This window comes from Azospirillum oryzae, from assembly GCF_008364795.1.
GTDB classification, from domain to species: domain Bacteria; phylum Pseudomonadota; class Alphaproteobacteria; order Azospirillales; family Azospirillaceae; genus Azospirillum; species Azospirillum oryzae.
In genome coordinates, this window is record NZ_VTTM01000014.1 from 59156 (window position 1) to 72811 (window position 13656).

Below are 13656 nucleotides of genomic sequence, written 5' to 3' on the forward strand. Positions count from 1 at the left end.
GCGCGGAAAGCCGGATATTCGACAGGAATATGCCCGTAACGCGAAGCCGCGTTTCGCCGAAAGGGTTAGATTCCCAAACCCAAATAAGAGTAAAGAAAGCCTTTACGCTCCGCCGGGGTTACGGTAATTTAATGTTCAATTCTCACCGATTCGGATAAGCCGGTCATGAACGTGGCGGCAGCCACATCGACGGTCTCGCGGCCGTTCGCCTTCATGACGCCCCGCGGCAGCGATGCCGTAGAAGCAGGGGCCGGCACCCGGACTCCGACTTCGGCCGCACCTGCCGATCCCCAGCCGGACGCCGGCGGCACCGATCCGCTGGTCAACCGCTTCCCGACCATCGCCTTCAGCTACGACACCGATGCCTCGCGGCTGGTGATGCTGTACCGCGACCCGGCCAACGGGAAGACGGTGTCGCAAATCCCGACCGAAGCGGCGCTGAAGCAGTACAAGGAAGCCCAGCAGAAGGAAAAGAACGCGGAACGCGCCTCGCTTCTGAAACTGACGGTCGGCGGGGACGGGCAGGGGACTGGGCAGGCAAGCGGACAAGCGGGCAGCCAGTCTGCGGCCTATGGTCGCAATGCTCCCGGCGCTTCCCCGGTCGCCGGCGCCGGAATCTCTGCTGGAACGGGGATGTCGACCTCAGCCGTTCCCACCCCAACTGCCGCCTCGGTTGCGCTTGCGCCTTCCGCCACGTCGTCCTCCGTGGCACAATCATCCTCGACCACCACCGGTTCCGCCGGCAGCTCTGCCGCGCGGGTGAATGTGGTCATCTGAAAACGCGCTCTTCGCGGGGGCGCTATTCCGGGGGCTAGGATGGGCATGGACGTCACGTCATCGACCGCCGGCGCGGCGATTGCTCTGAAGCAGGCGCAGAACCAGATGAATTTCGGCGTGAAGGCATTGAGCCAGAACGCCGATCAGCAGCAGGCGACCGTCGCCGCGCTGGTCCAGCCGGAGGGTGGCTCCGGCGGCGGCAACGTCACGCCGACGCGCGGGCAAAATCTGAACATCACCGTCTGAACCCGTTAGCAAGCACAGCCGGCCGCTCAGACTTTCGAGTCGAGCAGAGACGTCAGCATTTCATCCTGTGTGCGGACGACCGCGATGTTGGCGCCGTAGGCGCGGCTGGCGGCCATCTGGTTGACGCGCTCGGTCACCAGATCGACGTTGGGCGCCGCCACCATTCCGTCGCCGTTCGCCGCACTGTCGTCCGGCGCATATTCCTGCAGATAGGCCGGGGTGATCGGCGTGAAGGTCGCGCGCGTTCCGGGATTGGCATCGGACTGTGCGACCGCCAGCGGCTGGTAGGGCGCGCGCTTTCCCTCCGCCGTCCCATCGGTCGTGGGAACCGCCCCGGTGGAGCGGACATTGGCGACGTTGGAGGCCGAGGCGTCCAGCCGCCGCGTCTGGGCGGTCAGGCCGCTGAGCGCGATTCCGATGCTGGCGGCCATGGCGGTCCATCCTTCGTCCGACAGGAATGGTCGAAGTCTACCACATCGGTTTTCCAAGGACAGCCGGGCTATTGCCGCGCGGTTGCGCTGTGCGATCATCGGCAGGGGCAATCGTCGGGCCGGTACAATCGCCCGGCACAATCACCGCTGTATCTTTCGGGGTGCTTGCGCCATTATCGGACAAACGGCCGCCGCTCCCTTCCCGTATTGCCGGGTCTCCCGGTGCTTCCGGTCCCGATGGAGCCGGCCCGGAAATCCGGTCCCAGCATCCATGGGGCCAGACAGTCGCGAGACGGGAGCCGCCGCCTGAATGCCGAACTCAGCCTATGTCCTGACCGTCGCCGGCCTGACCGACGTCGGGCGCACCCGCTCCCGCAACGAGGATAGTTTCCAGGCCAGCAGCGACTGTGAATTCGCGGTCGTCTGCGACGGAATGGGTGGCCATGCCGGCGGCGACATCGCCAGCGGCAAGGCGGTGGAGGTGATCTGCGGACTTCTGCGCGATCATGCGCCGATCGAGCCGATCACGCTGGTGGACGGGATTTCCGTGGCGGACCACGACGATGCCGACCGCACCTTGACCGACCCGGCGGGAGCCGAACCGGCGGTGCGCCGGGCCCTGTCGGTCGCGCGGTCGGCGGTGCAGCAGGCCAACCGGTCGATCTTCGACTTGAACACCGCCCGCGGATTTGCGCAGGGGCGCGGCATGGGCACCACGGTGGCTGGCGTCTGGCGGGTTCCCGGCACGGCGCAGATCGTGGTCTTCCACGCCGGCGACAGCCGGGTCTATCGCCTGCGCGATGGCGAGTTGCGCACCCTGACGCGCGACCACAGCCTTTACCAGATCTGGCTCGACAACGGTGGGCGGGGGACCGCGCCGCAGCGGAATATCATCGTCCGGGCGCTCGGCACCGCGGAGGATGTGGAGCCGGAGGTCGGCGTGCATTCGCTGATGCCCGACGATGTCGTCATGCTCTGTTCCGACGGGCTGAACGGCATGCTGCCGGATGGGCTCATCGCCCGCATGTTGCGGGATGAGCCGGACCCGGCCCGCGCCGCCGCCGCCCTGGTCGACGCGGCCAACGCGGCCGGCGGTCAGGACAACGTCACCGTCGTGGTCGGGCGCTTCACCGCGACGGCGTGATGCCGTCGTCAGGGGGCGGTGGCGATGAATCGCGCATCCGCCAGCGGGGCAGGGGCGTCGTCCGGTATGGTCGCCAGCGCGCCGGACAGGGCGGCCAGATAGTCGGCCGCCGGTTCCTGCTCCGGCCGCGGGGTTGGGAACAGGGGGGCCGCCGTGGCGATGGTCAGCAGCATCTCGGTGCCGAAGGGCGGGCCGATGGTCCAGTACCGGCCGGTCTGCGGCTCGCCGTCTCCGGCCTTTTCGCCAAGCCGGCGCGTTGCACCGGCGGCAAGTGCCGCTCCGCTGTCCGACGGGTTGGGCAGCAGGTGGACGACACTGCCGTCGATGGTGAAGTAATCGACCTGCAACTGCACCGGACGGACGGGTGCCCGGATCTCAAGGACAAGGGGGTCGCCGGCACTCAGCGCCGGCCCCCCCAGCACAGTTGCCGTCAAAGGCTCCGCCAGCCCGCGATTGGCGTCCAGCGCCGTGGCGACGCTGCCCAGAGGCGCACAGAACTGCGCATCCGCATTGGCGAGGTCGAAGCCGTGGTCCCAGCCGGCGGCAAGGACCTCGACCGTCTCGCGCACCTCCGCCTCCGCCCGTTCCCCCGCCACGGTTCCGGAAACCAGCATCCGGCCGCCGGTCTTCTCCACCGTGACCAGCGCGCAGGGGACGGCGCGCAGCGCCTGTTCCATCGCCGCGACCGGCGGCTGCCTGCTCGCCGCCGGCGGTGAGGGGGGCGCAGAGGGAGTGGGGGCAGGGGTGGGAGGGGCAACCGCCACCGATTCTGCGGCCGGACTCTCAGCCACGGTGGGGGGAGGCGATGGCCAATTCAGGACCGTCACGGCAGCCACGACGCCACCCGCAAGAACCACTCCGCCGGCCCGCAACGGCCAGCGGCGCGAGCGTGCCGGCGCGACTGCCAAAGGTCGGGACGCCCCGGTCAGTCCGGTCACCGCAAGATGCAGGGAGGCCACGTCCGGAAAGGCGCCGCCGTCCCGCAGATCGGCCAGCAGAGCCGCGACCGCCGGCCGGTCTGCGTGACCCGCCAGGACCCGTTCCGTCAGGCGGGCGGCGGCCTCCAGATCGCCACTGCGGTTTGCGTCCAAGGCCGTCAGCGCCGCCCGGCCAATACCGGCGATCACAGCCGCCGATCCGCTGTGATGGATGACGCCTGCGGTCAGCGCGCCATGCATGACCCCGGCCCGGTGTGCGGCGCTCAACGCATCCAGCACGCGGTCGAGCGTCGCGACCGCCTCGTCCCACGCCAATGGACTGCTGTCCAGCCGCGCGGAAAGCGTCAGGCCTTCCACCGGCAGGGTGGCGACGAAGGCGATGCCCGCATGTTCACCGGACGCCAGGATGGCGGGGATCGCCGGGTGGGACAGTCGGGCCGCGGCGGTCGCCATCTGCCGGAACCGCTCCAGCCCGGCGGCATCGGCGCACAGGCGGGCCAGCGGCACCGTCCACAGCGCCACCGTCTGTCCGTTGCCGTCCAGCGCGCGGTGCAGCCGGGCATCGCCGTCCCGCCCGATCAGGTCGAGCAGCCGGTAACGGCCAAGCCGCCGCTCCTTCTCCGTCGTCGCCGATTCGCTCGCCGTCTCGCCGCGTCGCATCCCCACTCCTCGAACTGAGCCGCTGGTATAGCCGCAGCGCAGCGCGGCGGCCAAGCCCCGGGACACCTGTCCGCAAGTTTCTGTCCCGACGGCTGGCCCCTACGAAAGGCGAGGTCTTGTGACCACGAATGGCCGGTAACCTTTCGTTAGCCACGACAGGCGACTCTGGCGCCACGAACCGCTTATGCGATCTCCGGCGCGGAGCCTTCTGCCTTGCCCCAAACTTCTTCCCAGTCCCAACCGTCGGCCCCCAATGCGTCCTGGCTGAACGGGGCGGCGCTCTACCAGATCTATCCGCTGAGCTTCCGCGACCGCGGCGGCGATGGCTGGGGTGACCTCGACGGTGTGATCGAGGGGCTGGACCATGTCGCCTCGCTGGGCGTCGACGGGGTGTGGATCAGCCCCTTCTACCCGTCGCCGCGCACCGACTTCGGCTATGACGTCGCCGACCATCGCGCGGTGGACCCGCGCATGGGCAACCTCGCCGTCTTCGACCGGCTGATCGAGCGCGCCCATGGGCTGGGGCTGAGGGTGCTGGTCGATCTGGTCTGCGGCCACACGTCCAACGCCCATCCCTGGTTCGTCGACAGCCGGCGGTCGCGGGATGGCGACAAGTCCGACTGGTATGTCTGGGCGGACGCCAAGCCCGACGGCACCGCGCCCAACAACTGGCTGTCGGTGTTCGGTGGCGCCGCCTGGAACTGGGAGCCGCGGCGGCGGCAATATTACCTGCACCATTTCCTGCCCAGCCAGCCGGCGCTGAACCTGCACCATCCCGCGGTGATGGACGCGCTTTGCGAGACGGCGGAGTTCTGGATGGAGCGTGGCGTCGATGGCTTCCGCATCGACGCCGTCGATTTCTTCGCCCATGACCCGCAACTGCGCTCCAACCCCGCCGCCCTCAGGCACGAGGCCGAGCCGCCGCTGAAGCCCTTCGCCCTGCAACAGCATGTCTACGACATGATGCACCCGGCGATCGGCGGCATCCTGTCCCGGCTGCGCGAGACGGTGGAGCGCTATCCCGGCCGCGTCCTGTTGGGCGAGCTGTCGAGCCAGCCCGGTGCCGGCCAGCGCATCGCCGCCTATTGCACACCGCAGGGGCTGCACGCCGCCTACACCCTGTCGCTGGCGAAACAGCCCTTCAGCGCCAAGGGTTTCGCCCAGGCGCTGAGCGCCGCAGGGCGGCCGGAGTCGATCTGCTGGAGCATGTCCAACCACGATGTGGAGCGCGCCGCCAGCCGCTGGCTGCCCGCCGGTGCCGATCCGCAGTCGTTCAACGCCCTGCTGGCGATGCTGGCGGCGGCGCTGCCCGGCACCGTCTGCCTCTATCAGGGGGAGGAGCTGGCCCTGCCCAACGCGGTGCTGGAACAGCACCAGCTGCGCGACCCCTTCGGCATCACCTATTGGCCCGACTTCCCGGGCCGCGACGGCAGCCGCACGCCCATGCCCTGGCGCGCCGCCGAGCCCCACGCCGGCTTCTCCGTCGCCGAGCCCTGGCTGCCGGTGTCCGACCCCCATCTCGACCTCGCCGTCGACCGGCAGGAGCGGACCACCGGCAGCCCGCTGGCGGTGTGGCGCGCCGCCCTCGCCCTGCGCCGCGACCTGGAGGCACTGCGCGCCGGCTCCGTCACCGCCGTGGAGGAGCATGGCGACCTGCTGTCCTTCGAACGGACGTCGGGGAACGACCGCCTGCTCGCCGTCTTCAATATGGCCGACCGGCCGGCCGAGTTCGCCCTGCGCGGCCGCGGCGAGCTGGAGGATCTGGCTGTCCCGCGCGCTCCGGGTGCCCTGCCGCCGGAACTGACCGCCGATGGCCGGACGCTGGTGATGCCGCCGCTGTCGGTCTTCCTGGGCCGGCTACGCACCGCCTCCTGACACCCCCTCGAAAGGCAGGCATGCACATTTATGCGATGCGGGCCTCCGCATCGGATGCTTTGTTACACTCTCGCCTAAGTCGCTGTAATTCCCTGATTCATCGCGGGTCACGGAAATCGTCAGCAACAGCAATAATCTTGCGGAGTAGCGGGAGTGGAAAGAAGAGCGTTTCTCACCAAGGCCGGCGTCGGTGCCGTTTCGACCGTTGCCGCCTCGACCCTCGCGGCCCCGGCCATTGCGCAGACCCAACCGGCCATCCAGTGGCGCCTGGCTTCGAGCTTCCCGAAGAGCACCGACATCCTCGTCGGCACGTCCGAGATGATCGCCAAGCGCGTGTCCGAGGCGACCGACGGCAAGTTCCAGATCCGCGTCCATGCCGCCGGTGAGATCGTCCCCGGCCTGCAGGTGCTGGACGCCGTCCAGAACGGCACCGTCCAGTGCGGCCACACCTGCGGCTATTATTATGTCGGCAAGGACCCGACCTTCGCCTTCGACACCGCGATACCCTTCGGCCCGAACGCCCGCCAGCAGAACGCCTGGTTCCAGTATGGCGGCGGCCAAGAGGTGATGCGCGCCTTCTTCGCCAAGCACGGCATCGTCCAGTTCCCGGCCGGAAACACCGGCGCCCAGATGGGCGGCTGGTACCGCAAGGAGATCAAGTCGCTGGCCGACTTCAACGGCCTGAAGATCCGCATCGCCGGCATCACCGGCCAGATCATGGCCAAGCTGGGCGCCGCCCCGACCCAGATCGCCGGCAGCGACATCTACCCAGCGCTGGAAAAGGGCACCATCGACGCGGTCGAGTTCGTCGGCCCCTATGACGACGAGAAGCTGGGCTTCGTCCAGGTCGCCAAATACTACTATTATCCGGGCTGGTGGGAAGGCGGGCCGCAGGTTTCGCTCTACATCAACCAGAAGGAATGGGACGCACTGCCCAAGTCCTATCAGGCGATCCTGACGGCGGCCTGTGCCGAGGCGAACAGCGCGATGACCGCCCGCTACGATGCGGAGAATGCCAAGGCGCTGAAGCGTCTGGTCGCCAAGGGCGCCCTGCTGCGCCCCTATCCGCGCGACCTGATGGAGGCCGCCCACAAGATCGCCTACGAACTGTACGACGACATCGCGAAGACCAACCCGGACTTCAAGGCCGTCTACGACAGCTGGAAGCCCTTCCTGGACGAGGTGCAGCTGTGGTTCCGCGTGGCGGAGCTGCCCTACGACAACTTCATGCAGTCGGCTGGCCGCGGCAAGTGACGGCGTTCCGGTTCTGACGGGAAACAGGGGGTGGCCGGTCCGGCCGCCCCCTTTTCTTTTCAGGCCAGCCCCCGTCAGGCCAAATAGTTCAGCAGCGACAGCTTCTGTGTCTGGCCGGCGACGGTGTAGGTCGCCTGCTGGACGTTCATCGCGCTGCTCAGCCGGGCCGCGACCTCGGTCTGGTCGATGCCTTCGATCTTGGCGATGCGGTCGGTCAGTGTGGCGATCGAGTCCGTGTGGGCGTCCTTGGTGGTCTCCAGCGTGGCGGCATCGGACGCGACCTTGGCGTGGATCGACCGGATCTGGTCGGTCGCCTGGGTCAGCATCTCGCGCGCCTGGGTGCTGTACTCCGTCCATTTGCCGGGATTGGCCGCCGCCGTCCGCACCAGTTGCATCGCCTTCACCAGCGTCTGGAACCCCTTGTCGTCGGCACTGACCCCGTAGGTCAGGTTCAGGTTGTCGTCGATCGTCACCTGCGACTTGCGGTACGCCTCGGCATTCTTGCCCTTGGTCAGATATTCGGCATCGTAGAAGGGCAGGTCGGGCGGCTCGGCATAGGGGACGTCGATCAGGCTGTCCTGCTCCGGCGGCAGGGTGCCGACGGAGATGGTGTTCTCCAGCGACCCGTTCGTCACCTTGGCGCTGGTCGAGAACAGCGAGCTGCGGTTGGGATGGTTGGGGTCGGCGTTGGCCGTGCTGGTCAACGCGATGCCGGGGCCGTTGCCGACCGCATCGATGGTGACCGGCGGGGCCGGGTTCAGGTTGGCGAAGTTCTGGCGCAGCTTGTCGGCCACCTGGCTGACGTTGGTGACGCCGGCGGCATAGTCGGTGTCGCTGACCGTGTAGCGCACCGTGTAGGTCTGGTAGGGCGGCAGGTCGCGCGGTTCGTTGGGGTTCCTGGTGTAGTAGTTCTGGTTGTACGGATCGTCGGGATCGCCGACCGCGACCGTGAATTCGAAGGTGTCGCCGATGTCCACCGCCGCACCGTTCAGGGTGAAGCTGTCGACCTGCGGCAATAGGGTCGTCGGCGCCTGGGTGGTAGTCGGCGCGGTGACGGTGTTCTCCACCGTTGCGGAATTGATGACGCGGGCCGACAGGTCGAACTTCTGCCCCGGATCCTGGCCGACCAGCGTGATGATGCCGTTGGAGGTCGACACCGTCATCGGCAGCGGCGGGTTGGCGGCGTTGATCTGGGTGGTCAGGGTCTGGGCGACGAAGGTCAGCGTCTTCGGATCGGTCGCCTGGATCTGATAGCCGAAGGTCTTGCCGGAGACCGTCACCTCGAAATAATCGTCGGCGTTCACCACGGCGCCGTTCAACGTGATCTTGCTGGTCTGCTTCGTCGCCATCAGGTCGGTGACCGGTTCCGTCCCGAACCGCGAGCCGGAGAACAGGTAGCGGTCGCCGAAGCGCTGGTTCATCAGCGCCTGGATGTCGCGCATGGCGCCCTCGGCGCGGTCCTTCACCTGATCGGCCTGCGGGAAGGTGACGGAGAAGCTGCTGCTCGACGAGGCCTTCAGCGTGTCGAAGCTGAGGTTCAGGATCGCGCCTTCGCCGGGGCCGCCGGAGATGTTGAAGTTGTATCCCTTGCCATCGTTGGGCGGGGTGGTGCCCAGATTGATGGCGCGGGTGGTCTTGCCGCCCAGCCCGTCGGTCACGGTCACGTCGAAGGTGCCGTTGGGGCCCTGCTGCGACGGAACCGCGGTGACGGTGTATTTGGCGCCGACCGTCAGCTTCGACTTGGCCGCGTCGACCGACAGCTTCATTCCGTCGGGATTGGTGTTGATCGGCGTGGCCACGCTGGCCGGACCCGGCTCGAACGGCATCGTGGTGCTGGAGGTCCAACTCGACACGATCGATTCCAGCGAGGTCAGCACCTTGTCCGTCGCCTGCACGCGCGGCGCCGCCATGTTGATGTTCTGGACGTAGTTGTCCTTCTTCGCCATCTCCGACCGGAGGTCCAGAAGCTTCTGAACCTCCGGCCCGTAGGCGTTGAGATCGACCGACTTCTTGCCCGTGGTCAGCTGTTCGGACAGTCGGTTGATGTCGTTCTGGCCCCCGGACAGGTTCCGGACAAGGCTCAGATATTTCGAGTAGCTGCTGACTCCCGTTATCGAGCTCATCGGACCACCGCCTCCAGCGCATCGAACATTGCATTGGCCACTTGCATGACCCGTGCCGAAGCCTGGTAGGAGGTCTGGAGCTGTTGCAGCTGTGCGATTTCCTCGTCGATGTTCACGCCCGTCTGCGACTGGTAGCGCTCGCTGAGGAGCTGCATGGAGGCCTTGTTGGACTCAGCCGACGTGTTGGCCGTCTTGGCCGCGGCCATCCAGGTCCCGGTGATGGCGCTGCCGATGGCGCTGTAGGTGGTGTCCTTCATCTGCAGCCCGTCGGCGTTGAAGCTGCGGCCGGTGGAATTGACCGCCTGGACCATGCCGTCGATGGCGGACTGCTTGATTTTGCTGGTGTTGTCCAGGAGCTTGGGGTTGATCGCGATGGTGAAGCGGTCGGTGCCGGTGAAGAACTGGTTGGCCTGTTCGCCGTCGGCGGCCGGGCTGGCATCGTTGTAGGCGTCGGCGAAGCTGGTGGGCTCGCCCGCCTTGGTCGGGCCGGTGAAGGCCTTGGCGAACTCGTCCAGCTGCGAGCGCAGCTTGCGGATGACCTCGGTCGTCGGGTCGCCGCTGGCCGGCGTCGGCGGCTCGGTGGTCGAGCCGTCCTTGCGCATCTGGATCAGCGAACCCAGCTTGCCGGTGGTCAGGTGGCTGTTGATCGAGGTGACCTGATTGCCGACCTGTAGGTTGATGTTGCCGCCGTCATAGGAAAGATTTGCCGGCTGGGCATCGACCAGCGCCAGACCCGACGGGGTGAAGATCGCCAGCCGGCCGTCCGGCCGCTCCACGGTGCGGATGCCCATGTAGGTGCTCAGCTCGCGCACCAGCCCGTCGCGCTTGTCGGCGACGGCGTTGGCGGCGGACCCCTGGCCCTGCAGCGACACCATGTCGTTGTTGATCGAATTGATCTGCTTCAGCAGGTCGTTGACCGTGTCGACCGACTTGGTGATGTCGGTCGACATGTCGCGGTCGAGCTGCTCCACGCCTTCCGACACGCGGCGGATCTCGCGCGAGAAGCTTTCGGCCGTCTGGACCAACTGGTACTGCGCCGTCTCGTCTTCCGGCGAGGTGGACAGGGTCTTGATCGCCGCCTGGAACTTGTCGGCATAGTCGTTCAGCAGCGGCGTCCCGTTGGTGGTCCGCATCAGGTCGCCCAGCTGCTGCATGTAGGTCGAGGTCACCTGCGATCCGCCGTCGCGCGAGGTCAGATCCATCACCTGGGCCATCAGCGCCTTGTCGACTTCCCGGCGATAGGTCGTGCTGATGACCTGACCGCTGGCGTCCACCGACTGTTGGGCGGTGTGGCGGGTGCGGTTCGGGTCGTTGGCCTGCGCGATGTTGTCCGAAACCAGCTTGACGTTGGTCTGGACCGTGCGCAGCCCGGCCGTGGCACTGTTCAAGGCTGCGAAGAGGGACATGGCAGGAGACCTTTCACGGATCGGGATGGTCGGGGCGGTGCCGGGATGGCCGCCGCCCCCCATTCAGACGATCAGGGAACTGGCGATCGGTAGACGGGCGATCGGTAGAGAGGCGATCAGGTAATCAGAAGGTCAGGGCTGCGCTTAGCGCTTCAGCCCCAGCACTTCCTGAAGCATTTCGTCGGACGTGGTGACGATCTTCGCGTTGGCGGAATAGCTCCGCTGGGTGACGATCATCTTGGTGAACTCGTCGGCGATATCGACGTTGGAGCTTTCAACGCTGTTCGCCACCACCGCACCGGCGCCGTTCGTCTCCGGATCGTTGAAGTTCGGCTTGCCGGCCTCTTCGCTCTCGACGAAGACGCCGCCGGACTCGCGCTGGAGGGCGTTGGGGTTGTTGAAGGTGATGATCGGAACCTTGGCGATCATCTTCGACCGTCCGTTGTCGTAATTGACCATGACGGTGCCGTTGTCGCCGAACACCACGTCCTTGAACTGCCCGCGTGGCGCGCCGTTCTGAACCAGCTGGGTGACGTTGATCTCCTCGCCGGCATATTGGGTCAGGCCGCCCGGCTTCTGGTACTTGCCGAGGTTCAGCGAGATCTGCTGCGGGCCGAAGCCGTAGTCGACGGTGAAGGTGACGTTGGCGTCGGACCCGGCGGACTGGTTGGCGGCGCTGACCGCCGTGCCGGTGCCGACCAGGGCGGTGGAGATGTTGGTCAGCGTGCCGACCGTTTCCGGCGTCTTGCCGAAGGTCAGGCCGATATGGGCCGGCGTCTGGCCGGCGACGGCGCTCTGGTCCAGGGTGAATTGATAAGCGGTCGCGTCACTCACCGTGCCGGTCGCCGTCGCGTCGCTCGTCACGGCCAGCACGTTGCCGGTCACCGTCGCAGTGCCGCCGGCGGCGGTGATCTGCGTGGCGAAATAGTTCAGAACCGCGTTCGGGGTGCTGTAGGTGTTGATGTTGGCATTGTCGAGGGTCAGCGAATAGGTCGTACCGCCGGCCGTCACGGTATAGGTATCGCCGACGTCCACTGTCGATCCGCCCAGCGTGATGGAGCCGGTGCCGGTCATCGTGTTGGCGTTGGCCGGCGTGGCCGCGGTCTTGGCGGTCACGGTGATGACGCCGCCCTGCGCGGTGGCGGTCACCGGCAGCGAGGTGTTGGAGTTGATCTTGTTCGCCAGCGCCGCGGTGATGTCCTCCATCGTCATCTCTTCGCCAGTGGTGCTGTAGGTCACCGCCGTGCCGTTGATGCTGAGGGTGTATTGCGTGCCGATGTCGCCCGGCGTGCCGGTCAGCGTCACCGTGCGGCTCTGGCGCACGCCGGCCACGCTGGAGACCGACGGCAGCGAGCTCATCGTGTTCACGGACGCGCTGGAGTTGGTCACCGTCGCGCTGGAGGTGACGTTGGTGTTCACCGCATTGGCCTGGATCGACAGGATGTTGCCGGCCGACGACGCGGTGACGGTGGAACCCAGCGCCTGGTTGATCTTGCCGGCCAGCTGGGACACGACATCGCTCACCGTCGAATAGCTCTGATAGGTGGCGGCGGTCACCGTGTAGCTGATCGGCGTGCCGTTCACGTTGATGGTGAAGGAGTCGCCGACCTCGACCTGCGTCTGCGGGAACTGGAACTTGTCGATTTCACCGGCGCTCGCCGTCGCAGCCGTCGAGGTCTGTGTGACGATGGTGTTGGTGGTATTGGTGCCGGACACCACGTCGGTGTTCAGCTTGAACGGCGTGCCGGGCTCGCGGGCGGTGACGCGGATCGTCTGGCCCGACGAGGTGGCGAGCACCGACGCCGCCGGCGAGGCGGAGTTGATCTGGTTGGCCAGCGCGCCGGCCAGACCGGAATATGTCCGGATCGACCCGATGTTGTCGGCCGTGATCTTCAGGCTGTAGTTGGTGCCGTTGACCTTGACCGTATAGGTGTCGCCGATGCGCAGGTTGTCCTGTCCGTTGGTGTTGTTGCCGGCAAGGGTGATGACGTTGACCTGCGCGACCGCGGTCTGGCCGGCGATGTTCTGGCCGAAGGTCACGGTGGCCGGATTGCCGGTAAAGGTGCCGTCGACCGGCTTGGTGTTGGAACCCGGCGCGTCCAGGACCATGCGCCAGCTGCTGTCCGCCTGCTGCCGCCACTTGAAATTGACGGTGCGCGGGTTGCCCTGGCTGTCGAAGATCTGGATGCTGCTGTCGGGAATCTTCTCGCCCGGCTTCGGCGTCGCCGGCAGGTTGGCGGCCAGGTCGATGGTGTTGGTCGCCACCGGCTTGTCGATCAGCGAGTTGACCTGGATCGGCGCCACCTGGTCCTTGTGCAGCACGCCCGTCACCGGATCGACCAGCCAGCCGTTCAGGGCATAGCCGGAGCTGTTGACCAGATAGCGGCTCTTGTCCAGTTCGAAGTCGCCGGCGCGGGTGTAGAAGGCGGCCGAGGAGTTGACCGTGCCCGTCTGCGTCTGCACCAGCGTGCTCGACCCCTGGGTCGCCACCTTGGTGACGCTGAAGAAGCCCTGGCCCTGGATGGCGATGTTGGTCGGGCTCTGCACCTGGGTCAGGCTGCCCTGGATGTTGTTCATGAAGACCGGCTGCGCCGTGACCCCGCCCGGCTCGTGCAGGCGCTGGCTGGACTGCAGGACCATCGTCTCGAAGGCCGAATCGACGCGCTTGTAGCCGATGGTCGAGCTGTTCGCGATGTTGTCCGAGATATGTCCGAGCGCCTTCGACTGGGCATTCAGGCCGAGAACGGCGGTTGTCATCGAACCGAAGATGCTCATGGCCGGGGTCTCCGAAAGATAGGGCAA

Annotated in this window: 10 protein-coding genes; 5 read left to right on the forward strand and 5 right to left on the reverse strand. The window is 66.8% G+C overall.

From position 1 onward, the window contains the following. Nucleotides 1-165 precede the first annotated feature (165 nt). Complete coding sequence (locus FZ938_RS26480; RefSeq protein WP_174757456.1) at nt 166-777, forward strand: hypothetical protein; 612 nt, start codon at nt 166-168, stop codon at nt 775-777. 45 nt (nt 778-822) lie between these two features. Then, a complete protein-coding gene (locus tag FZ938_RS26485) occupies nt 823-1023 on the forward strand; it encodes a putative motility protein (RefSeq protein WP_146205356.1) in 201 nt (66 codons plus the stop codon). Between the two features lie 26 nt (nt 1024-1049). On the opposite strand, the gene FZ938_RS26490 is transcribed toward FZ938_RS26485, so the two are convergent. Then, the gene (locus FZ938_RS26490; RefSeq protein WP_149201275.1) at nt 1050-1454 is read right to left on the reverse strand and encodes a flagellar basal body rod protein FlgC; all 405 of its coding nucleotides are present in this window, start codon (nt 1452-1454) and stop codon (nt 1050-1052) included. Between the two features lie 310 nt (nt 1455-1764). Between FZ938_RS26490 and FZ938_RS26495 the strand changes: the two genes are divergently transcribed. Beyond that, nucleotides 1765-2598, forward strand: coding sequence for a PP2C family protein-serine/threonine phosphatase (locus FZ938_RS26495; RefSeq protein ID WP_149201276.1), 834 nt, complete (start codon nt 1765-1767; stop codon nt 2596-2598). An 8-nt stretch (nt 2599-2606) separates the two neighbouring features. On the opposite strand, the gene FZ938_RS26500 is transcribed toward FZ938_RS26495, so the two are convergent. Continuing rightward, on the reverse strand, nt 2607-4196 hold the full coding sequence (locus tag FZ938_RS26500; protein ID WP_149201277.1) for a DUF4384 domain-containing protein: 1590 nt from the start codon (nt 4194-4196) through the stop codon (nt 2607-2609). 213 nt (nt 4197-4409) lie between these two features. Between FZ938_RS26500 and FZ938_RS26505 the strand changes: the two genes are divergently transcribed. Both FZ938_RS26505 and FZ938_RS26510 read left to right on the forward strand, forming a co-directional pair. Then, nucleotides 4410-6071, forward strand: coding sequence for an alpha-amylase family glycosyl hydrolase (locus FZ938_RS26505; RefSeq protein ID WP_246458092.1), 1662 nt, complete (start codon nt 4410-4412; stop codon nt 6069-6071). Between the two features lie 153 nt (nt 6072-6224). Beyond that, complete coding sequence (locus FZ938_RS26510; RefSeq protein ID WP_149201279.1) at nt 6225-7325, forward strand: TRAP transporter substrate-binding protein; 1101 nt, start codon at nt 6225-6227, stop codon at nt 7323-7325. A 74-nt stretch (nt 7326-7399) separates the two neighbouring features. On the opposite strand, the gene FZ938_RS26515 is transcribed toward FZ938_RS26510, so the two are convergent. From FZ938_RS26515 to FZ938_RS26525, 3 genes are all read right to left on the reverse strand, one after another. Continuing rightward, entirely contained in the window at nt 7400-9448 is a 2049-nt protein-coding gene (locus FZ938_RS26515) for a flagellin (RefSeq protein WP_149201280.1), read from the reverse strand. Continuing rightward, the gene (flgK, locus tag FZ938_RS26520; RefSeq protein ID WP_149201281.1) at nt 9445-10854 is read right to left on the reverse strand and encodes a flagellar hook-associated protein FlgK; all 1410 of its coding nucleotides are present in this window, start codon (nt 10852-10854) and stop codon (nt 9445-9447) included. Before flgK ends, FZ938_RS26515 begins: the two co-directional genes overlap by 4 nt. A gap of 144 nt (nt 10855-10998) precedes the next feature. Next, complete coding sequence (locus FZ938_RS26525) at nt 10999-13629, reverse strand: flagellar hook-basal body complex protein (RefSeq protein WP_149201282.1); 2631 nt, start codon at nt 13627-13629, stop codon at nt 10999-11001. Between the last annotated feature and the right edge of the window lie 27 nt (nt 13630-13656).

What these genes read in the sequence shown, in the direction of transcription:
- FZ938_RS26480 (WP_174757456.1), top strand. Translation starts at nt 166, where the DNA reads ATGAACGTGGCGGCAGCCACATCGACGGTCTCGCGGCCGTTCGCCTTC.
- FZ938_RS26490 (WP_149201275.1), bottom strand. Translation starts at nt 1,454, where the DNA reads ATGGCCGCCAGCATCGGAATCGCGCTCAGCGGCCTGACCGCCCAGACG.
- FZ938_RS26525 (WP_149201282.1), bottom strand. Translation starts at nt 13,629, where the DNA reads ATGAGCATCTTCGGTTCGATGACAACCGCCGTTCTCGGCCTGAATGCC.
- FZ938_RS26515 (WP_149201280.1), bottom strand. Translation starts at nt 9,448, where the DNA reads ATGAGCTCGATAACGGGAGTCAGCAGCTACTCGAAATATCTGAGCCTT.
- FZ938_RS26500 (WP_149201277.1), bottom strand. Translation starts at nt 4,196, where the DNA reads ATGCGACGCGGCGAGACGGCGAGCGAATCGGCGACGACGGAGAAGGAG.
- FZ938_RS26495 (WP_149201276.1), top strand. Translation starts at nt 1,765, where the DNA reads ATGCCGAACTCAGCCTATGTCCTGACCGTCGCCGGCCTGACCGACGTC.
- FZ938_RS26485 (WP_146205356.1), top strand. Translation starts at nt 823, where the DNA reads ATGGACGTCACGTCATCGACCGCCGGCGCGGCGATTGCTCTGAAGCAG.
- flgK (WP_149201281.1), bottom strand. Translation starts at nt 10,854, where the DNA reads ATGTCCCTCTTCGCAGCCTTGAACAGTGCCACGGCCGGGCTGCGCACG.